Origin of the sequence: Pseudotabrizicola sp. 4114 (genome assembly GCF_031457365.1) — a bacterium.
Classification (GTDB): Bacteria; Pseudomonadota; Alphaproteobacteria; order Rhodobacterales; family Rhodobacteraceae; genus Pseudotabrizicola.
The window spans coordinates 351,461-370,910 of record NZ_JAVDWP010000001.1 but is presented as its reverse complement, the minus strand read 5'-3'; the positions used below and the strand labels follow the sequence as shown (position 1 = coordinate 370,910).

Here is a 19,450-nt window from a genome sequence, read left to right as displayed (position 1 = left end):
CCCGGGCTGCGGGGATACAAGAAGATGATCAAACGTGGCACTCTGGGATGGAGATCACACCGGGGCTCTGCTATTTGCGGCGGGCAAGAACGGAGTCCCCCCGATGGCCAGCATCCTGACAATCGCACGCGCGCCGCTGGCGGCTTTTGCTGCCATGGGTGTGATCTGGGGCACGTTTGCGGCTGCTTTGCCGGACATCAAGACGATGCTGGCGGTGGATGAGGCGCAGCTGGGGTTCCTCTTGCTGTTCACCCCGCTGGCAGCGGTCACGGCGATGCTGCTGGCCCCGGCTTTTGGGGCCGCGATGGGGCGTATGGCCCTGCCCTTGGCCGCGCTCACCATGGGTCTGGGCATTGCCTTGCCGGGGCAAACCGCCAGCCTGCTGTTGTTTCCGCTGGCGATGATGGTCTGCGGCGCGGGCACTGGCCTGACAGATGTGCTGATGAACGCCCGCGTGGCCGAGTTGGAAAACACCCGCAAGATCCACCTGATGAACCTGTGCCACGCCGCCTACAGCTTTGGCTATGCCGGGGCCGCGATTGTCACCGGCATGATGCGCGGGGCCGACTGGGGGCCGGGTTGGGTGCTGGGGGTGATGGCGCTGGTGGCAGGCAGCCTCGCACTGATGACGTGGGAGCATGATGGCCAGATCGACGGATTGCGCAAACCGAAAGGCCCGGGTGCCGCCGCTCTGGGCTGGTTGCCGGTGCTGGGCGGTGGCGTGGTGCTGATCGCCTTCATGACCGAAAACGCCGCCGAGGCATGGTCCGCGCTGCATATCGAGAAAACGCTGGGCGGCAGCCCGGAGCAGGGCGCGCTGGGGCCTGCCGCACTTGCGCTGACCATGGGCTTTGCCCGGCTGGCGGGCCAGGGGCTGGTGGCGCATGTCAGCCCCTACCGGCTGCTGACCGGCGGCGCGGTGATTGCGGCGATCGGAGCCCTGGGCGCGGCGGCGGCGCAGACACCGCTGATGGCCTATGCCGGGTTCATCGTGATGGGCCTTGGGGCCTCCGTCATCGCCCCGACCGCGTTTTCGCTGGTGGGGCGGCTGGCGCGGCCCGAGGCACGGGCGCGCGCCGTCGCCCGCGCCACGTTGTTCGGCTATTTCGGCTATTTCTTCGGCCCGCCGATGCTCGGCTTTATCGCGGGCAGCTTTGGCTTGCGCATGGCCTTTGTCTTTGCCGCCTGCCTGCTGATGATGGTGCTGGTGCTGTCACCCCTTATGGCGCGCATGCAGCGCTGATCACTCCCAGCCGTCAGAGAACCCCTTGGGGATCAGCAGGTTGTGGCGGCCAAGGTCATGCACATCGCGCTCGCCACACAGCGCCATGGTGGTGTCCAGCTCTTTGCGGATCACCTCCAGCGCCTTTGTCACCCCCGCCTCCCCCATCGCGCCCAGACCATAGACATAGCTGCGCCCGATCATGGTGCCCTTCGCCCCCATGGCAAGGGCCTTCAGCACGTCCTGACCGGACCGGATGCCAGAGTCCATCCAGACCTCCACCCGGTCGCCCACCGCATCGACAATGCGCGGCAGCATGCGGATGGAGGATGACGCCCCGTCCAGCTGCCGCCCGCCATGGTTGGACACGATAATCGCATCGGCCCCGAAATCGGCAGCCTTGCGGGCGTCATCCTCATCCATGATGCCCTTGATGATGAACTTGCCGCCCCATTGGTCGCGGATCCGGGCGATCTTGGTCCAGTCGAGCTGCGGGTCGAACTGGTCGGAAATCCAGCTCATCAGGCTGGAAGTATCGCCCACCCCCTTGACGTGCCCCACGATATTGCCGAACTGGCGGCGCTTTGTCCCCAGCATCTCCAGCCCCCAGCCCCATTTGGTGGCAAGGTCGAGCAAGACCGGCAGCGTCAGTTTCGGCGGGGCAGACAGGCCGTTTTTCAGATCCTTGTGCCGCTGGCCCAGGATCTGCAGATCCAGCGTCAGCACCAATGCGCTGCACTTTGCATCCTTGGCGCGCTGGATGATGCGGTCAACGAAATCCTCATCCTGCATCACGTAAAGCTGGAACCAGAACGGCGCGGGGGAATTTGCGGCGACATCTTCAATCGAGCAGATCGACATGGTCGAAAGGGTATAGGGCACGCCAAATCTGGCAGCAGCCCGCGCAGATTTGATCTCGCCATTCGCCGCCTGCATTCCCATCAGGCCAATGGGGGCAAGCGCCACCGGCATGGTGACCGGCAATCCTGCCATGGTGCTGGCAATGTTGCGGCCCAGCATATCCACCGCAACCTTCTGGCGCAGACGAAGCTGGGCGAAATCCGAGGTGTTTTCGCGAAAGGTCTGCTCGGTATAGCTGCCCGATTCCGCGTAATCGTAGAACATCTTTGGGGTGCGGCGTTTGTAGATGCGTTTGAGATCCTCGATACAGGTAATCACTGGCATCTTCCGTTCCCTCTGATGTGGTCAGTCCGGATTACCAATTGGCGCTGATCCGCGCAATTGCAATCACAAGCGGGCCAAAGCCTGTTTCCCCTTTGGTCAGGATGCGCTAGCACCGCCTCAGACAAAGGAGATCCCCATGACAGCATCGGTGTTCATTGACGGCGAAGCAGGCACCACCGGGTTGCAGATCCGGGACCGACTGCTCGCGCGCAACGATATCGCACTGGTGCAGGTGGACCCCGCCCGGCGCAAGGACCCCGAGGCGCGGCGCGAGGCGTTTGCGGCGGCTGATGTGGCGATCCTGTGCCTGCCCGACGCGGCGGCGGTCGAGGCGGTCGCGCTGTGCGAGGGGTTGCCGACGCGGATCATCGACGCCAGCACGGCGTACCGGGTCAACCCGGACTGGGCGTTTGGCTTTCCGGAACTGTCTGCGGCCAACCGCGACCGGATTGTCTCGGCGACCCGCGTCTCCAACCCGGGGTGTTTTTCCACCGGGGCCATTGCCCTGCTGGCCCCGTTGGTGGCGGCAGGTCTGATCGACCCGGATGCGGCCCTGTCGATCAACGCGGTCTCGGGCTATTCGGGCGGCGGCAAGGCGATGATTGCGGAATTTGAAGCGGGCACCGCCGGGGCGTATTTCGTCTACGGGCTGGAGCACAAGCACAAGCATGTGCCTGAGATGATGGCCCACACCGGCCTGACGCGGCGGCCGATCTTTGTTCCCTCAGTCGGGAATTATGCTCAGGGGATGATCGTGCAGATCCCGCTGCATCTGCCTGCCGGCCAGACGGCGGGCGATCTGCAGGCGGCCCTGACCGCGCATTATGAGGGCGGCCCGTTCGTGAAGGTGGTCGACGCGGCCAGCCTGCTGCCCCGGGTCAACCCGGAGCGGCTGAACGGCACCAATGTGATGGAGCTGTCGGTCCACGCCGGGCCGGACGGCGACCGGGTGGTGCTGCTGGCGACGCTGGACAACCTGGGCAAAGGCGCGTCAGGGGCGGCGGTGCAGAACCTGAACCTGATGCTGGGGATGGACGAGACGGCCGGGCTGTAACGCGAGGGCTTCCCCCTGTGTTACAGGGGGAAAGTTCTTTTTCAGTCAACCGGTTATAGCTGTAAAATCAGGAATCGGTTGACGTCCTGACCCTGATGCTCATCGGTCCCTTGCGGTCCCGCTTCGCGAAAAGCGACCGTCAGGGAGCGTTGAGCCGCCCGGCGGCATCACACGCCCGCCAACCTAGCGCCGCCGGAAGGCGATCCGCAAGTCGGCGATGGCCTCTTCCTGCCGTGCGGACATGGTGTCGCCGCTGGCGGCACCGAGCGCCTCGGTCAATTCGCCCCAGGATTTGTCCGCATCAATCTTGAACAGCCTGCGTCCGACGCGGCTGATTGCAGCAGACGGGCTGCCGCATTGGTCCTGCAACCAGCGGGCCAGCACGTCCATCTCTTCGGCCTGCTCCGGGCTCAGGCTGTACAACCGGCGCAGCGCCTCGTGCAGGCGGTGCCGGGCTTCCTTTGTCGGCAGATCGTCAAGATGGAGAAACGCCTCGGCGATGGTTGCGACCGCCAGTCTTGCATCGTCGATGCCTTCGACGGCATGTTCCTGGGCCTGCCGCCGGAAGGCGATCTTGCGGGGGGCATTGCGCACAACCGTGATGGCATCGTCTGCGAGGGACAAGGCGTCGCGCGGGTTTGACCGGATCCACCACCAGATGATGCCTCCGGCAGCGGCGAGCAGAGCAATGAGGAAGGGCAAGGCGATCTCCTGTCGGTTCGGTCTGACGATTTGTTCAGGGTCTGGAGAGACTTACCGTAGGGACACACGCCTGGAGGCGCAAGGCGCTATGCCGCGTGCGCCCCTGCCGCCAGAGCCGCGACATTCGCCAGCACCTCGGCCACCGGCTTGCCTGCGCCGATATCCTTCACAATCGCGGACCCCACCACGCAGCCATCGGCGACGCCTGCAATGGCCCGTGCCTGATCCGGCGTGTTGATACCAAAGCCGACGATCACCGGCAGGTCGGTGGATTGCTTGATGCGTGCGACCTCTGGCCCCACGTCGGCGGCTTGCGCGGCGGCGGCGCCGGTGATGCCGGTGACCGAGACGTAGTAGACAAAGCCGGAGGTGTTTTTCAGCACGGCAGGCAGGCGTTTGGCATCGGTCGTCGGCGTGGCGAGCCGGATGAAGTTAAGCCCGGCGGCCTGTGCGGGCAGGCACAGCTCGGAATCTTCCTCGGGCGGCAGGTCGACCACGATCAGCCCGTCGATGCCTGCCGATACCGCATCCACCAGAAAGCGGTCGACGCCACGCGCATAGATCGGGTTGTAATAGCCCATCAGCACAATGGGGGTGGTCGTGTCGGCGCTGCGGAAGTCGCGCACCATATCCAGCACCTGATCCATCTTCATATGGTGGTCCAGCGCGCGCTGACCGGCCAGCTGGATCGTCGGGCCATCGGCCATCGGGTCGGTAAACGGCATGCCGAGTTCGATGATATCGACCCCTGCCCCCGGCAGACCCTTCATCACCGCTGATGAGGTGGCAATATCCGGATCACCGGCCATGATATAGGCGACGAAGCCCTTTTTCCCCTGCGTGCGCAGGCGTGCGAAGGTATCGTCGATTCTGGTCATGTTCAGCCCCATCCCGTTGTTCCCCAGCGGTTTGCACGGCTGGCGCGGGAAAATCAATGGCCGCGTCAGGCATCGGCCGTGGCATCAAGCGGCGCCTCGGGTGTGACAGAGACCATCCAATGCGTGCCGTAGCGGTCTTTCAGCATGCCAAAGCCGCGCGAAAAGAAGGTGGAGCCGAAATCCTGAATGACCGCGCCGTCCTTTGCCAGCGCGGTGAAGATGCGCTTTGCCTCTGTCACGGTGTCGGCCACGGTCATCAGCGACACGGCGGCCTGCGGATCGCCGGTCATGCCGGGCGGGAAATCCGACGCCATCAGCACACCATCCGGCAGGGTCAGCTGGCCATGAATCACACGGGTGGGATCGCGGAGGGTATCATCCATTTCGGGCGCGTCCGAGTAGCGCATCATCGACAGGTCACTGGCCCCGAACACATCGGCATAAAAGGTCAGGGCCTCGGCGCAATGGCCCTGAAAGTGGATATATGGCATCGGCATGGCATCGCCTCCGGTCTGGGGCGGTCAGGCTAACACGGCGCCCCCGAGTCGCGGAACTTGATAATCCCGGCACTGGCCACTAGAAGCGGCCCGGCATGGTCAGGGAGTGCGCGAGATGGGTTTCAAGATGGGTATCGTGGGTCTGCCGAATGTCGGCAAATCGACCCTGTTCAACGCGCTGACCCGGACGGCGGCGGCGCAGGCCGCGAACTTTCCGTTCTGCACGATTGAACCCAATGTCGGCGAGGTGGCAGTGCCCGACGCGCGGCTCGACAAGCTGGCGGCGATTGCCGGGTCAAAGCAGATCATCCCGACGCGGATGACCTTTGTCGATATTGCAGGGCTGGTGCGGGGTGCCAGCAAGGGTGAGGGCCTGGGCAACCAGTTTCTCGCCAATATCCGCGAATGCGATGCGATTGCCCATGTACTGCGCTGCTTTGAGGATGGCGATATTACCCATGTCGAAGGCCGGATCGACCCGGTGGCCGATGCCGAGACCATCGAGACCGAGCTGATGCTCGCCGATCTGGAAAGCATCGAGCGGCGGCGGGCGAACCTTGCCCGCAAGATGAAGGGCGGCGACAAGGAAAGCGCGGATCAGGACCGATTGCTCGCCATGGCGCAGAAGGTTCTGGAAGAGGGTAAACCGGCGCGCACCATTGCCGTGGCGGCGGATGACCTGCGCGCCTGGCGGCTGCTGCAACTCCTGACCTCCAAACCCGTGCTCTATGTCTGCAACGTCGAAGAGTCGTCGGCGGCCTCTGGCAACAGCCAGTCGGCGCGGGTGGTCGAGATGGCAAAGGCCCAAGGCGCGGGCACGGTGGTGATTTCCGCCCGGATCGAGGAAGAGATCAGCCAGCTGCCCGAGGATGAGGCGGCGATGTTCCTTGACGAAATGGGGCTGACCGAGGCGGGGTTGGACCGGCTGATCCGCGCCGGGTACGAGCTGCTGGAATTGCAGACCTATTTCACGGTGGGGCCGAAAGAGGCGCGGGCCTGGACCATCCTGAAGGGCACGCTTGCCCCGGCGGCGGCGGGCGTGATCCATGGCGATTTCGAAAAAGGCTTCATCCGGGCCGAGACGATTGCCTATGCCGATTACATTGCCGGCAAGGGCGAGGCTGGCGCGAAAGAAGCCGGCAAGTTCCGGGTCGAAGGCAAGACCTATGAGGTCAAGGACGGCGACGTGCTGCACTTTTTGTTCAGCGGCTGAGCGGCTTTCGCGGATGGCAAAAGAAACGGCCCGCCAGAGCATGCTCCGGCGGGCCTTTTTGTCAGATCTGCGCTGCGATCAGACCGTGGTGGTTTCCAGCGCCTTGGCCTCGACATCGGCGGGGCGGCCGATTTCAATGCGGCGGGGTTTCAGCGCCTCGGGCGTTTCGCGGATCAGGTCGATGTGCAGCATACCATGCTCATGCACAGCGCCGGTCACACGGACATGATCGGCCAGCGCAAAGCGCCGCTCAAACGCGCGGGTGGCGATGCCACGGTGCAGATAGGTTTTGCCCTCTGCCTCGGCGGTTTTGCGGGCGGTGACATGCAAAGCGCCCTCTTTCACCTCGACCGACAGCTCGTCAGGGGTGAAACCGGCAACGGCGACCGAGATGCGATAGGCATCATCGGCGGTCTTTTCGATGTTGTAGGGCGGGTAGGTCGGCTGCGCCACATCGGCGGTCAGCGCACGGTCCATCAGGTCGGCGATGCGGTCAAAGCCGACGGTGGCACGATAGAGCGGGGCAAGATCAAAGCTACGCATGGGTCATCCTTTTCAAAAGCGATGTCAGAGATGGCCCCCCGGTCAGGGGCGGGCCAGTCGGTGATCCGGGCCCGTTGTGGCACCCGGATGACAGATATCTGGGAAGGCTGATGCGGCGTTTCAAGGGTCTTTTTGCAGACCAGCGCGCGAGCCCTGAACGCTCAGGGCTGCACGAATTTTCCGCCCGATCCGCCCGACAACACCCGCACATTGGCGGGCCGCAGACGCGAGCCGCCCTCGGCCAGTTTTGCGCGCAGAAACGCGACATGATCGGCCAGCGGCGTGCCCAGCGACACTTTTTGCCCGTCCACCTCGGCCTTGGCCGAAATCACCGACACGATCCGCAAGGTGCCATCACGCAGCGAAAACACCGGCGCGCCGGACGAGCCGAAATCGACATCGCAGGACAACACCAGCGTGTCAAAGGTGTCGCTCCGTTGCACCATCACCCCGGCCCGCTGAAGCGATTGCCGCCCCAGCACATGGCAGACCTGTTGCAGCGACGGGGCCTCGGCCCGGTCCTGCGCATAGGACACCACCCCCACCTCATCGCCGGTCTGCGGGCGGGCATCGGTGGCATAGGGTTGAACCGACGGCAGGCGGATCGGCTGATCCAGTTGCAGCAGCGCCAGATCAAACGGCGCCCGTTCGGCACTTTCACGCCCGCCGTAAACATATTCCGGATGCGCCAGCGCCTTGCGGACACCGCGATAGGCCGTTGCCCGCCCGTTGCGCCATCCGGCCAGAAACTGCATGTCCCGCGCGTCGATGCTGGCCCCCGACTCCTTGTCAAACAGGCAATGCGCGGCGGTCAGCACCAGATCTTCGGCAATCAGCGCCCCGGTGCAAAAGCCCCGGTCGCCCAGATTTATCCGCCCCACCGCTTCCCAGCCGCGCGAGTCGTCGCCGGTCTGCAGGCTGCGCAGGCCGAAATCCTGCGCGCCGACCGGGGTGCAAAGGGTGAGCAGGGTCGCAAGACCAGCGATCAGGGCGCGAATGGGGTGCATGGAACCTCCGTTAACCGAGACTTGCGCTGTGCCAGCCGAGTTTGTCGGATTTGTGGCCGGGATTGGCCGGTTTGACCAGAGCCGCCCACCCCGGCCATGCCAATGGTTGCCGGAATGCCGATACAGCGCTAGGCTCCTTGTGCAAACCGGAATGAGCCGGCCCGCCGGAATTACCCGGTGCAGCAGACAGGTCATAGTGAATGCAGAAAAAATCTTCCTTTATCGCACTTGCAATGGTGGCGGCGCTGTCAGCCCCGGCGGCCGCCGATCCGGCCTTGGGTCTTGGCGTGACCTTTACCTGGGGCGGCGGCTCCAGGGGCGACACCGGCATCGGCCTGCGGGTGTTTTCCGATGATGAGCGCGGGACGTTTGTCGGCTCTCTGGGGGTCGACTACATGCTGGGCACGCAGCGGGTGCGGCCCAATGTCGGCGTCGCCTATCTGGCCACGAAAAGCTATGTCGGCATGGATATCGGCTTTGATTTCGGCAGTGGCGGTGTGGATGTCGGTGTCGGCCTTGGTCTGGCCAACAGCCGCAAGAAATCCGCTCCGGCACCAGCGCCTGCCCCGGCGCCTGCCCCTGTCACACCGCCGCCACCGCCTCCGCCACCACCGCCGCCTCCGCCACCACCGCCTCCGCCGCCACCGCCGCCACCACCTCCGCCGCCAACCCAGATATAATTCGCGGATCCCCCCCGCCGGTCAGCGGGCGCACCACACCAGTCTAGCCCTGCGCCGCCAGCGCGCGGGGCTTTGGCCCGCCAGTGGCCCAGTCCAGCAGCTCGACCGTATGCACGATGGGCACAGCAGTGCCCGAGCCGATCTGCATCATGCAGCCGATATTGCCCGCCGCGATGACATCGGGGGCTTTCGCCTCCAGCGTCTGGACCTTGCGGGCCTTCAGCTGCTGGCTGATCTCGGGCTGCAACAGGTTGTAGGTGCCCGCCGAGCCGCAACACAGATGGCTGTCGGCAGGCTCCACCACGGTAAAGCCCGCGCGTTTGAGCAGGTCTTTCGGCAGGGTCTTGATCTGCTGGCCATGCTGCAGGCTGCAGGCGGCGTGATAGGCAACGCGCAGCCCCTTCGGCGCGCCCTCGGGCAACCCCAGCTTTGTCAGCACCTCTGACACATCCATCGCCAGCCCGGCGATGGTCGCCGCATCCGCGGCCAGCGGATCGTTGCGGAACATATGGCCATAATCCTTGACCGTGGTGCCGCAGCCCGAGGTGTTGATCACGACAGCATCCAGCCCCGCGTCCTCCCGCTCTGCCATCCAGGCCCGGATATTGGCAGCGGCAGAGGCATGCGACAGATCGGCCTTGCCCATGTGATGAGTCAGCGCGCCGCAACAGCCGGCACCTTGCGCCACCACCACCTCGGCCCCCAACCGGCGCAGAATGCGGATGGTGGCGTCGTTGATATCGGTGTTCAAGGCCTTTTGCGCACAACCGGTCAGCAGCGCCACCCGCATCCGCTTTGGCGCGGTCGCGGCAAACACCTGCGGGTCATCGTTGCGGCTGACTGGCGGGATCGGCACCGCCGCCATGTCCAGCATGGCGCGCAGGCGGGCATCAGGCACCAGCGCGCGGAACGGCCGCGCCAGTTTGGCCCCCAGCATCGCCAGCCGGAACCGTTTGGGATAGGGGATGATCCGCGCCAGCACCGCGCGCAAAGCCCGGTCCATCAGCGGTCGCTTGTAGGTCGCCTCGATATACTCCCGCGCGTGGTCCACCAGATGCATGTAATGCACCCCCGACGGACAGGTGGTCATGCAGGCAAGGCAGGACAGGCAGCGGTCGATATGCTTGACCGTGTGGGCATCGGCGGGGCGGCCCTGTTCCAGCATATCCTTGATCAGGTAGATCCGGCCGCGCGGGCTGTCCAGTTCGTCGCCCAGCACCTGATAGGTCGGGCAGGTCGCGGTGCAAAAACCGCAATGCACGCAGGAGCGCAGCACCTCATTGGCCCGGGCAATGCCGGGGTCTTTCAGCTGTTCAGGGGTAAAGGTGGTCTGCATGTCATGCCCCCATCAGGCCGGAATTCAGAATGCCGCGCGGATCAAACTTTGCCCGCAGCCCTTGGGTCAGCGCCGCCACGCCCGGCGGCTCGGTGGCAAAGGCCCCCCGATAGGCCCCCGGCCCGTCGCCCCGCACCCGCGTCGCATGGCCCGCAAACTCGCCCAGCTGCGCCCGCAGGTCGCTGCCCGGCGCGGTCAACGCCCAGATCAGCCCGCCGCCCCAGTCATACAGCACCGCCTCTGCCCCCATGCGCGCCACCAGTGCCGGCGCGTCGGAGGGTTTGACCGCCACCCGCCAGACATCGCCCGCTTGCGCGTGAAACGGCTCAACGTCGCGGATCGCCGCCCAGCGCGCGGTGCCCGGCTCCACCTCCGCCGCGCCGAACGCGGACAGATGGCGCTGCAACTGCGCGGCGCGGTAGGCGACCGAGGCCGTAAAGCCCTCGATCCGCAGAAACGTGCCCTGCCCCGGCCAATGCGCCGCCCCGTTCACCTCAAAGGGCGAGCCCAGCGCCGCCGCCATCGCCTGCACCGCCTGCGCGTCGCTCAAACCCGGCAGGATCAGCGTCGCCCCCGCCTCCGGCACCGGCAGCAGCTTGAAGCTGACCTCGCTCAGCACCCCCAAGGTGCCCCAGGACCCGGCCATCAGCTTGACCAGATCATAGCCGGTGACATTCTTCATCACCCGGCCGCCATTCTTGATCACCGTGCCCGCGCCATCGACAAAGCGCACCCCGATCAGGCTGTCGCGGCAGGCCCCGACCTGCACCCGGCGCGGGCCAGAGGCGTTGGCCGCCACCACCCCACCCAGCGTGCTCTCGCCCGTCCGCCCCAGCAGCCCGCGCATATCGGGCACCTCGAACGGCAACCGCTGCCCCTCGGCGGCCAGCAGCGCCTCGACCTCGGCCAGCCGCGTGCCCGCGCCCGCCACCAGCGTCAGCGCGCCGGGCTCATACAGCGCGACGCCTGACAACCCGCTGGTCTCCAGCACCTCGCCCCGGCACGCGCCGACAGAGCGCGTACCGCCGCCCCGCACCACAACCGGCCCGGTCACGTCACGGATAATCCCGGCCAGGTCGGCCTCAGTCGCAGGACGCATTCCCTGCCCTTTCATCTTGGCAAAAATACTCCGGGGTCTGGGGCAGCGCCCCAGTCCGCATTCTCAACCCGCGCGACGACTGGCAGTCACGCTCAGCGGAAACACCTTGGCGGGGTTCAGCAGCCATTTCGGGTCGAACACATCCTTTACCCGCAACTGCGCTTCCAGATCGTCGGGCGCAAACTGCACGCCCATCAGATCGCGTTTCTCGACCCCCACACCATGCTCGCCGGTCAGGCAACCGCCGACCTCGACACAAAGCCGCAGGATGTCGGCGCCCAGCGCCTCGCACCGCTCCAGATCACCGGGTTTGTTGGCGTCGAACAGGATCAGCGGGTGCATGTTGCCGTCGCCCGCGTGGAACACATTGGCCACATCCAGACCCACCGCCTTTGACATCTCGGCAATCCGGCGCAGCACGAACGGAAGCGACGACACGGGGATGGTGCCATCCAGGCACATGTAGTCATTGATCTGCCCCATCGCGCCAAAGGCCGATTTGCGGCCCAGCCAGATGCGTTTGGCCTGTTCCTCATCCGCCGCCTCGCGGAATTCGACCGGGTTGTGGCGCAGCGCAATCGCCTTGATCAGCGCCAGCTGTTCGTCAATTTCAGCCGGGCTGCCTTCGACCTCGATGATCAGCAGCGCCTCGCAATCGGGGTAGCCGGCCTTGGCAAATGCCTCGCAGGCGCGGATGCAGGGGCGGTCCATGAATTCGATCGCCACCGGCAGCACGCCGGCCTTGATGATATCCGACACGCATTGCCCGGCGACTTCGTTTGAATCGAAGCCGACCAGAACCGGGCGCGCGCCCTCTGGCTTTGGCAAAATGCGCAAGGTCGCCTCGGTCACCACGCCCAGCTGACCCTCAGATCCGCAGATCACGCCCAAAAGGTCCAGCCCGCCGGGGTCCATATACGGCCCGCCGATCTCCAGCACGGTGCCATCCATCTGCACCAGCGTCACGCCCAGCAGATTGTTGGTGGTCACCCCGTATTTCAGACAATGCGCCCCGCCCGAATTCATCGCGATATTGCCCGCGATGGCGCAGGCCAGCTGGCTGGACGGGTCGGGGGCGTAGAAAAAGCCATCGGATTCAACGGCGCCGGTCACCGACAGGTTGGTGCGGCCCGACTGCACCCGGATATAGCGGTTGTCATAATCGGTCTCGATCACGCCATTCATCCGCGCCACGCCCAGTATAACGCAATCCGCCGTCGGCAGTGCGCCCCCCGCCAGCGACGTGCCCGATCCGCGCGGCACCACCGGCACGCCCTCTTCATGGCAGATCCGCAGCACTGCCGAGACTTCTGCCGTGGTGCGCGGCAGCACGGCGGCCAGCGGTGGGCAGCGATAGGCGGTCAGCGCATCGCATTCATAGGCCCGAGTCTCGGCTGCGTCGTCGATCACGGCGTCGGCGGGCAAGACCGTGCGCAGCCGCGCCACGATGCGGGCTTTGGCCGAAAGGACCATGGTATCGGGCACTGGCATTTCCATCGGCAACCCCTGACCTGCGAGAGTGTGATCTGTCTTAGACTGCCTTAATGTATAGCAGCAATTGGTAAAACGAAATAACCAATTTTGGGCATAGGAAAGCGGAAACGCTCCGGCTATTCTTGGGTCATGACACCGGTTTTTTCAACGCTCTCCCTTGGTATGGCTGACGCCATCGCGCTTTCAGTGCTGATCCTGACATGGGTTCTGACCGGCTGGCTCGTCGAGCACCCGCCAAAATCGCGGCCTTCGGTCACGGTGCTGATGGCCCAGTACCGCCGCGACTGGCTGCGGCAGTTCGTGACCCGCTCGCCGCGCATCTTTGATGCCAATATCATCGACTCACTGCGGCAGAGCACGGCGTTCTTTGCCTCGGCCTCGATGATCGCCATCGGCGGCGGGGTGGCGCTGATCGGCAATGTCAGCACGCTGGAAGGGCTGGCGCATGACCTGACGCTCGAGGCGGCTGGGGTGCGGGTCGAGCTGAAGATCATTCTGGTGCTGCTGTTTCTGGCCAATGCGCTGCTGAAATTCGTCTGGTCGCACCGGCTGTTCGGCTATTGCGCTATTCTGATGGCGGCGGTGCCGAATGATGTATCCGACCCGCTGGCCTATCCGCGCGCGGCGCAGGCGGCGGCGATCAACATCACGGCGGCCAAAAGCTTCAATCGCGGGCTGCAGGCGATCTACTTCGCTTTGGCTGCGATCACCTGGCTGCTGGGGCCATGGGCGCTGCTGGCGGCGACCGGCATCACCTGCATCGTGCTGTTGCGCCGCGAATTCGCCTCGGCCTCGCGTCAGGTCATGCTGGCGCGCTGATCCGGATCAGCGCTGCGGCGGCGCGCAACCCCGTCAGGTCAGCTTGCGCGCGCCCTTGCGGCCCTCGATCAGCCAGGCGGCGATGGCAAACACCGCCACCAGCAGCAGCCAGGCCCAGCCGGGCAACAGCGCCGCGACCCGCACATCCTGCGTGACATAAGCCCCGCGCGGGGTGATCCCGATCCAGCCCCGGCCAGAGGCTGGCCGCCCGTCGCGCACCAGACGCACATCGGGCGCGCCGTCTGACAGGCGCATCACGCCGCCATTGGTCGCCGCCACGGTGGCCGCCAGCGGCTCGCCCGAGGCGATGGTCTCAATGAACTCGCGTGGGGAGGAGGGGCCGATGGCGACCACCCGGCTCAGCTCGCCCTGCTCCATCCGGTACAGGCCAACGGTGGGCGCATCGAACACGCCCTCATGCCGGCCGGGGGAGATCTCGGTCAGCGGCACGGCGGTTTCCGCGCCATCCGGCCCGGTGATGGTGACATCACCGGGCGGAGTTTCCTCGATGCTGCGCCGGGTCACGGTCAGGGTCTGGCCCGAGACGGTGGCAGACAGGGTTTCTTCCTCCAGCTCCGGCTCTTTCAGCATCCAGTGCGCCAGACGGCGCAGCAATTCCAGCTGCGGCCCGCCGCCCTCATACCCGCGCCCCCAGAGCCAGGCGTGATCGGACGCGAGGATCGCCACCCGCCCTTCATCCACCCGGTTCAGGATCAACAGCGGCCGGTTGTCCGGCCCTTCCATCACCACCTGCCCCTCGCGCGGGATCACATCCACCATGCGGAACCAGCGGCCCCAGCCGCCTTCGGGGGCCAGATCTTCCAGCCCTTCGGTCACCGGATGACGGCGGCCAAGGTCGGTCAGCTGCGGCTGAAAGCCGCCTTCGATCACGCGGGCGGTGGGGTCGGCGGGCAGGATTTCGGCAAGGGGGGATCGCCACAGGCTGTCAACCGCGCCATATTCCGGCCCGGCAGCGACCAGAACTGTGCCGCCCCCGCGCACATATTGCACGATATTGTCCATGTAAGACATCGGCAGGATGCCCCGCATGGAATAGCGGTCGAACACGATCAGATCGAATTCCTCGATCTTTTCCACGAACAGTTCGCGCGTGGGAAAGGCGATCAGCGACAACTCGCTGACCGGAATGCCATCCTGCTTTTCCGGCGGGCGCAGGATGGTGAAATGCACGAGGTCAACGGAGGCATCCGATTTCAGCAGGTTGCGCCAGACCCGCTCGCCCGCATGCGGCTCACCCGAGACCAGGAGCACCCGCAAGCGGTCGCGCACGCCGTTGATCTGCACCACGGCGGCATTGTTGCGGTCGGTCAACTCGCCCTCGACGGTGGCGACGGTGAATTGCAGCACGTTCATGCCGCCATGCGGCAGGGTGACGGGCAGCTCCAGATCTTCGCCCACCGGCACGGTGTAGGTTTGCGGCGCGTCGGCATCGACGGCGATGGTCAGCTCGGCCATCGGGCTGATGTTGGCGGGCACGTCGCCCTGATCCTCGACCCGCAGGGTCAGCATCACCTCTTCGCCCAGGATGGCAAAGGCGGGGGCGTTTTTCACGATCAACCGGCGGTCCCAATCCTCTGGCTCGCCGGTCAGCAACAGGTGCAAGGGCGCGGGCATGTCGGGGGCAAGCTCCAGATCATGCACCTGCCCGTCGCTGAGGATCACCGCGCCTGCCACACGGGCGCGCGGCTCTTCGGCCAGCGCTTCGGCCAATGCGGTCATGGCAAGCGTGCCCGCATCCTCGGGCCCGTCGGGCACGCGGGTGACGCGCAACTCGGTATTGTCCAGCGCCGCGACTTCGGCCTGAAGTGCCGCCAGCGCGCGGGCGGTCTGGTCGGGCCGGTCGGCCAGCTGCTGACTGGCGCTGTCATCGACCACCGCGATCACGATATCCGACTGCGGGCTGCGGTCTTCCTCCTGCAAGGCCGGGTTCGCCAGCGCCAGCAGCACCACGCCCGCCGCCACCGCCCGCAGGCCCCAGCCCGACAACCCGCGCACCACGGCCAGCGTCAGCAGGACGATGGCAAAGGCCAAAGCCCCCCAGATCAGCGGCCACGGGATCAGCGGGGCGAAGATAAGGCTTTGCGTCATTGTCCCAACCTGTCGAGCAGCGCAGGCACGTGGACCTGATCGGATTTATAGTTCCCCGTCAGCACATGCATGATCAGGTTGACGCCAAAGCGATATGCCAGCTCGCGCTGCCGTTCCCCGGCAAAGCCGCGCCCTACCGGCAGAAGCGGCGCGCCAGAGGCATTCACCGCCCAGGCCGAGGCCCAGTCATTGCCGCCGATCACCACCGGCGTCACCCCGTCATTCAGGTTGCGGAACGGCATCCCCTCCACCTGTTCGGCATCGGGCGGAGCGGCCTCCACCCACAGCGGGCTGCGCTGGTGGCGGCCCGGAAAGTCCTGCAACAGATAGAAGGTGCGGGTCAGCACGTGATCTGCCGGAATCTGCTCCAGCGGCGGGATGTTCAGCCCGGCAGCAAGCCGTTGCAGGTGCTGGCCTTCGGGCGAAGACCCGCCAGCCATATCCGCGTCGCGGGTGTCAAACAGGATCATCCCGCCGGTGCGCAGATAGTCGTTCAGTTTCGAATAGGCGGCAGAGGACGGCAGCGGCTGCGCGGTAGACACCGGCCAGTACAGGAACGGAAAGAACGCCAGCTCATCGGTTTCGATGTTCACGCCGATGGGCTGGTCCGGCTCGATCGAGGTGCGCTGCCACAGGATTTCACCCAGTCCCGTCAGCCCGGCGGCAGCCGTGTCATCCAACCGCGCATCGCCGGTCAGCACATGGGCCAGCACCAGCCCGGTCGTGGCTTCCAGCGCCTTGGCATCATCCGGCATGTCCTGCGCCTGAGCATCCGGCGTGGTCAGCAGCAATGCCGCCAGCACCGCCGCGCCGCGCGCAAAGCCGCCCAGACGGCCAGACACCCAAAGCGCCGCCAGAATATCGAGCATCAAAAGCACCAGCGCGCCCGACAGAAACGCGCTTTTCAGCGCCTGTTCGGGCGGGCTTTCCAGCCCCTCGATCACCGTGCCCTGCGGCCATGCAGCGGCGGTCAGCGTGGTATCTGCGTTGATCACGTTCAGCGCCACCCGGCGGTCAGACCCGGCATACAGCCCCGGCGGTTGATCCGGGCCGGGGCCTGCGGTCATTGCCTGCGCCAAAGCCTCGCCCGGCTGGCCGGGCAGATCGCCCGCGTCCTGCAACTGGCCATAGGCATCCAGCACGATTTCCGGCACCCAGGTCTGGCCCGCCAGATCGGCCGCTTCGGGGGCGGCAGGGCGGGTAGAGACCGCCAGCCGTTCCAGCATCGACATGAACAGGCCCGACAGCGGCAGGTTGGACCATTCGGCATTGGCGGTGACATGCACCAGCACCACCTGCCCCTGCCCCACGGTCTTGCGCGTAACCAGTGGCGTGCCATCCGCCAGCGCGGCAATGGTGCGGTTCGCCAGCTCGGGGTCGGGCTGCGCCAGCACCTGTGCGGTGACGGTCACATCTTGCGGCAAGGGCAGACCGTGGAACGGCGAGTCCTCGGGGAACGGCGCGAGCGCCTTTGGTTCGCCCCAGCTCATCGCGCCACCGACCGCGCGCCCGCCTTCACGCAGGCGCACCGGCATCAGCGGGTCTTCACTGGTGCGGCTGAGGTCAGAGGCCGCCAGCTGCGGCCCGGCAAAGCGCAAGAGCAGCCCGCCGTTGTCGAGCCAGTCGAGCAAGGCATCGGTGTCGGTTTGCGACAGCCGCGCCACATCGGCCATGATCACCACATCCGGGGACGCAAGCAGCAGGTCGGTCAGCGAGCCTTCCATCAGATCCGCCACCGGCTCCAGCGCCTGGCGCAGATAGTGCAGCGGCGACAACAGTTGCAGCCCTTCACGATCCGCCCCGCCGCCGATCAGCGCCACCTTGCGGCGTTTCAGGCTGTCATCGGTCAGGCTGACCGACCCCGCCGAGCGCAGGCCCGCGATTTCAAACCGGGTAATCCGGTTGCGCAGTTCCGGCGGCAGCGACAGCGCGGCCTCGGCCCGCTCATCCCCAAGGCCAAAGTCGAGCGCGATGCGGGCCAGTTCGCGTTCAACGCCCGACGGATCGGGACCGCGCGCCGACACCTCGACCGACACCGGATCAGCGGCGGGCAGACGGGTGGCGGCCAGCTGGATCGCGCCCTCATCATAGGTGGCAGGGTGCAAGGCAAACACCGGGCGGGGGCTCTCAAACACCGTCACGCTGCCCTTGGCCCCAAGTGCTGCCATCAGCGCCGCGCGGCCCGGATGATCCAGACCGTCCGACAGCCAGAAGGTGTCAAACCCGCCCTCGGGCAGCGCACCAGCCCAAGCCCCCAGATCACGCGGCGACCATGCCTGCGGCGTGACCCCGCCCAGCCGGGTGGCCACCGCATCGGCGGCCTGAAACGCCACCTGCCCCGGCGCGTCGGTCAGCCGGATCACCGCCACCGGGCGGCCATCGCGCGCCGCCTCATCCACCAGCGCCGCGGCGCGGTCGATCCGGCGCGGCCAGTCGCGGGCATCGGCCCAGGTCGCATCCATCGCGATCAAGAGCGGCCCGTTGCCCGCCTGCCGTTCGACCGGGTTCAACACCGGCCCGGCAAAGGCAATGATAGCGGCGGCAATCGCCGCCATCCGCAGCAAGAGCAGCCACCACGGCGTCTTGTCCGCCTCGGCCTCGTCATCGCGCAGCCCCAAAAGCAGCGCGACACCGGGAAAGCGCCGGCGGATCGGCGCGGGCGGCACGGCGCGCAAGAGCAGCCACAGCAGCGGCAGCGCGATCAGACCCAGCAACAGCAGGGGCGTGGCAAAACCGACGGGGCCAAGCATGAACATCAGCGCCCCCCCTGCAAGGCGGTGTAAATCCACAGCAAACCGGCCTGCGCCGGTTGCCCGGTGTGATGCGTGGTCACATGCCAGCCGACCGCACGGGCCAGATCGGCCAGCCGGTCCTTACGTTCGGCCAGCCGCGCCAGATAGCGCGCCCGCAGATCGCCCGCCTGCTGCGTCTCATGCCGCATGCCGCCGCCCATCGATTCAAAGATCGTGCGGCCCGAGAACGGAAACTCTTCCTCTGCCGGATCTAGCACCTGCACCAGCGCGCCACGCACGCCACGGTCGGCGGCGGCGGTCAAGGCCGCCTCCAGCGCGGTCAGATCGCCAAAGAAATCCGACAGGAACAGCGCGCGGCCATGGCTGACCATGCCGGTCGCCGTGGGGGCACCATATTCCGCGCCCTCTGCCGCACCCGACAGCACCGCCGCCAGTTTCACGATCTGCGCCCGGCCGGGACGCGGGGGTGCGGCATCACCCGCCAGCCCCACCCGTTCGCCCGCGCGCAACAAGAGCACGGCCGTGGCCAGCCCCAAGAGCTTGGCCCGGTCAGATTTCGGCGCGCGGGATTTGTCACCCGAAAACGCCATCGACTTCGCCGGATCGACCCAGAGTGTCACCGACTGCGCCGCCTGCCATTCGCGCTCGCGCACGAAATGCGCATCGCCCCGCGCCGAGCGGCGCCAGTCGATCAGCCGCGCCGAATCGCCCGCGTTCACCGGACGGTATTGCCAGAATTCATCCCCCTGCCCCGCGCGCCTGCGCCCGTGCTCGCCCATCATCACGGTGGCGGCCAGCAATTCCGCCTCTGCCATCAGCGGCGGCAGCGACTGGCCAAGCGTCTCGGCGCGGGACTGGA

17 protein-coding genes are annotated in these 19,450 nt (G+C 66.2%); 5 read left to right on the top strand and 12 right to left on the bottom strand.

Annotated elements, in window-relative coordinates:
• Positions 1-103: 103 nt before the first annotated feature.
• On the top strand, positions 104-1,243 hold the full coding sequence (locus J2X53_RS01845) for an MFS transporter (RefSeq protein WP_349035778.1): 1,140 nt from the start codon (positions 104-106) through the stop codon (positions 1,241-1,243).
• On the opposite strand, the gene J2X53_RS01840 is transcribed toward J2X53_RS01845, so the two are convergent.
• Complete coding sequence (locus tag J2X53_RS01840; protein WP_349035777.1) at positions 1,244-2,407, bottom strand: alpha-hydroxy acid oxidase; 1,164 nt, start codon at positions 2,405-2,407, stop codon at positions 1,244-1,246.
• A gap of 136 nt (positions 2,408-2,543) precedes the next feature.
• On the opposite strand from J2X53_RS01840, the gene argC reads away from it, so the two are divergent.
• The gene (argC, locus tag J2X53_RS01835) at positions 2,544-3,461 is read left to right on the top strand and encodes an N-acetyl-gamma-glutamyl-phosphate reductase (RefSeq protein ID WP_349035776.1); all 918 of its coding nucleotides are present in this window, start codon (positions 2,544-2,546) and stop codon (positions 3,459-3,461) included.
• Between the two features lie 183 nt (positions 3,462-3,644).
• On the opposite strand, the gene J2X53_RS01830 is transcribed toward argC, so the two are convergent.
• The 3 genes from J2X53_RS01830 to J2X53_RS01820 all read right to left on the bottom strand — a co-directional run bounded on the left by J2X53_RS01830 (position 3,645) and on the right by J2X53_RS01820 (position 5,538).
• Positions 3,645-4,163, bottom strand: coding sequence for a hypothetical protein (locus J2X53_RS01830; RefSeq protein WP_349035775.1), 519 nt, complete (start codon positions 4,161-4,163; stop codon positions 3,645-3,647).
• Positions 4,164-4,249: 86 nt separating this feature from the next.
• Positions 4,250-5,041, bottom strand: a complete 792-nt coding sequence (gene trpA, locus J2X53_RS01825; protein ID WP_349035774.1) for a tryptophan synthase subunit alpha — start codon at positions 5,039-5,041, stop codon at positions 4,250-4,252.
• Positions 5,042-5,106: 65 nt separating this feature from the next.
• Positions 5,107-5,538, bottom strand: coding sequence for a VOC family protein (locus tag J2X53_RS01820; protein WP_349035773.1), 432 nt, complete (start codon positions 5,536-5,538; stop codon positions 5,107-5,109).
• A 115-nt stretch (positions 5,539-5,653) separates the two neighbouring features.
• Here J2X53_RS01820 and ychF point away from each other — a divergent pair, with 115 nt between their 5' ends.
• The gene (gene ychF / locus J2X53_RS01815) at positions 5,654-6,751 is read left to right on the top strand and encodes a redox-regulated ATPase YchF (RefSeq protein ID WP_349035772.1); all 1,098 of its coding nucleotides are present in this window, start codon (positions 5,654-5,656) and stop codon (positions 6,749-6,751) included.
• Between the two features lie 78 nt (positions 6,752-6,829).
• Here ychF and J2X53_RS01810 read toward each other — a convergent pair whose 3' ends face one another.
• Complete coding sequence (locus J2X53_RS01810) at positions 6,830-7,294, bottom strand: Hsp20 family protein (RefSeq protein WP_349035771.1); 465 nt, start codon at positions 7,292-7,294, stop codon at positions 6,830-6,832.
• A 161-nt stretch (positions 7,295-7,455) separates the two neighbouring features.
• Positions 7,456-8,301: a trypsin-like serine protease gene (locus J2X53_RS01805; RefSeq protein WP_349035770.1), complete on the bottom strand. Its 846-nt coding sequence runs from the start codon at positions 8,299-8,301 to the stop codon at positions 7,456-7,458.
• 200 nt (positions 8,302-8,501) lie between these two features.
• Here J2X53_RS01805 and J2X53_RS01800 point away from each other — a divergent pair, with 200 nt between their 5' ends.
• Positions 8,502-8,981 carry a hypothetical protein gene (locus J2X53_RS01800; RefSeq protein ID WP_349035769.1) on the top strand — a complete coding sequence of 160 codons (480 nt, stop codon included), beginning with the start codon at positions 8,502-8,504 and terminating at the stop codon, positions 8,979-8,981.
• Positions 8,982-9,024: 43 nt separating this feature from the next.
• Here the strand turns inward: J2X53_RS01800 and glcF are convergent, their stop codons facing one another.
• From glcF to J2X53_RS01785, 3 genes are all read right to left on the bottom strand, one after another.
• On the bottom strand, positions 9,025-10,317 hold the full coding sequence (gene glcF, locus J2X53_RS01795; RefSeq protein ID WP_349035768.1) for a glycolate oxidase subunit GlcF: 1,293 nt from the start codon (positions 10,315-10,317) through the stop codon (positions 9,025-9,027).
• Position 10,318: 1 nt separating this feature from the next.
• Positions 10,319-11,416 carry an FAD-binding protein gene (locus tag J2X53_RS01790; RefSeq protein WP_349035767.1) on the bottom strand — a complete coding sequence of 366 codons (1,098 nt, stop codon included), beginning with the start codon at positions 11,414-11,416 and terminating at the stop codon, positions 10,319-10,321.
• 63 nt (positions 11,417-11,479) lie between these two features.
• Positions 11,480-12,913, bottom strand: a complete 1,434-nt coding sequence (locus tag J2X53_RS01785) for an FAD-linked oxidase C-terminal domain-containing protein (protein WP_349035766.1) — start codon at positions 12,911-12,913, stop codon at positions 11,480-11,482.
• Between the two features lie 159 nt (positions 12,914-13,072).
• Here J2X53_RS01785 and J2X53_RS01780 point away from each other — a divergent pair, with 159 nt between their 5' ends.
• On the top strand, positions 13,073-13,729 hold the full coding sequence (locus J2X53_RS01780) for a DUF599 domain-containing protein (protein WP_349035765.1): 657 nt from the start codon (positions 13,073-13,075) through the stop codon (positions 13,727-13,729).
• A gap of 33 nt (positions 13,730-13,762) precedes the next feature.
• Here J2X53_RS01780 and J2X53_RS01775 read toward each other — a convergent pair whose 3' ends face one another.
• From J2X53_RS01775 to J2X53_RS01765, 3 genes are read right to left on the bottom strand one after another with little or no spacing between them, the layout of a single operon-like run.
• Positions 13,763-15,838 (bottom strand): hypothetical protein, encoded by a 2,076-nt coding sequence (locus J2X53_RS01775; RefSeq protein ID WP_349035764.1) that lies wholly within the window; start codon positions 15,836-15,838, stop codon positions 13,763-13,765.
• Entirely contained in the window at positions 15,835-18,594 is a 2,760-nt protein-coding gene (locus J2X53_RS01770; RefSeq protein WP_349035763.1) for a DUF4159 domain-containing protein, read from the bottom strand. The genes J2X53_RS01775 and J2X53_RS01770 overlap by 4 nt, the downstream gene beginning before the upstream one ends.
• Positions 18,594-19,406: a DUF58 domain-containing protein gene (locus tag J2X53_RS01765; protein ID WP_349036278.1), complete on the bottom strand. Its 813-nt coding sequence runs from the start codon at positions 19,404-19,406 to the stop codon at positions 18,594-18,596. Before J2X53_RS01765 ends, J2X53_RS01770 begins: the two co-directional genes overlap by 1 nt.
• Positions 19,407-19,450: the final 44 nt, after the last annotated feature.

Bases quoted from the DNA above. Each gene is read 5' to 3' on its own strand.
- J2X53_RS01805 (WP_349035770.1), bottom strand. From the start codon at position 8,301: ATGCACCCCATTCGCGCCCTGATCGCTGGTCTTGCGACCCTGCTCACC.
- J2X53_RS01775 (WP_349035764.1), bottom strand. From the start codon at position 15,838: ATGACGCAAAGCCTTATCTTCGCCCCGCTGATCCCGTGGCCGCTGATC.
- J2X53_RS01790 (WP_349035767.1), bottom strand. From the start codon at position 11,416: ATGCGTCCTGCGACTGAGGCCGACCTGGCCGGGATTATCCGTGACGTG.
- J2X53_RS01840 (WP_349035777.1), bottom strand. From the start codon at position 2,407: ATGCCAGTGATTACCTGTATCGAGGATCTCAAACGCATCTACAAACGC.
- J2X53_RS01845 (WP_349035778.1), top strand. From the start codon at position 104: ATGGCCAGCATCCTGACAATCGCACGCGCGCCGCTGGCGGCTTTTGCT.
- glcF (WP_349035768.1), bottom strand. From the start codon at position 10,317: ATGCAGACCACCTTTACCCCTGAACAGCTGAAAGACCCCGGCATTGCC.
- J2X53_RS01770 (WP_349035763.1), bottom strand. From the start codon at position 18,594: ATGTTCATGCTTGGCCCCGTCGGTTTTGCCACGCCCCTGCTGTTGCTG.
- trpA (WP_349035774.1), bottom strand. From the start codon at position 5,041: ATGACCAGAATCGACGATACCTTCGCACGCCTGCGCACGCAGGGGAAA.
- J2X53_RS01785 (WP_349035766.1), bottom strand. From the start codon at position 12,913: ATGGAAATGCCAGTGCCCGATACCATGGTCCTTTCGGCCAAAGCCCGC.
- J2X53_RS01780 (WP_349035765.1), top strand. From the start codon at position 13,073: ATGGCTGACGCCATCGCGCTTTCAGTGCTGATCCTGACATGGGTTCTG.
- J2X53_RS01820 (WP_349035773.1), bottom strand. From the start codon at position 5,538: ATGCCGATGCCATATATCCACTTTCAGGGCCATTGCGCCGAGGCCCTG.
- J2X53_RS01810 (WP_349035771.1), bottom strand. From the start codon at position 7,294: ATGCGTAGCTTTGATCTTGCCCCGCTCTATCGTGCCACCGTCGGCTTT.
- ychF (WP_349035772.1), top strand. From the start codon at position 5,654: ATGGGTTTCAAGATGGGTATCGTGGGTCTGCCGAATGTCGGCAAATCG.
- argC (WP_349035776.1), top strand. From the start codon at position 2,544: ATGACAGCATCGGTGTTCATTGACGGCGAAGCAGGCACCACCGGGTTG.
- J2X53_RS01800 (WP_349035769.1), top strand. From the start codon at position 8,502: ATGCAGAAAAAATCTTCCTTTATCGCACTTGCAATGGTGGCGGCGCTG.
- J2X53_RS01765 (WP_349036278.1), bottom strand. From the start codon at position 19,406: ATGGCAGAGGCGGAATTGCTGGCCGCCACCGTGATGATGGGCGAGCAC.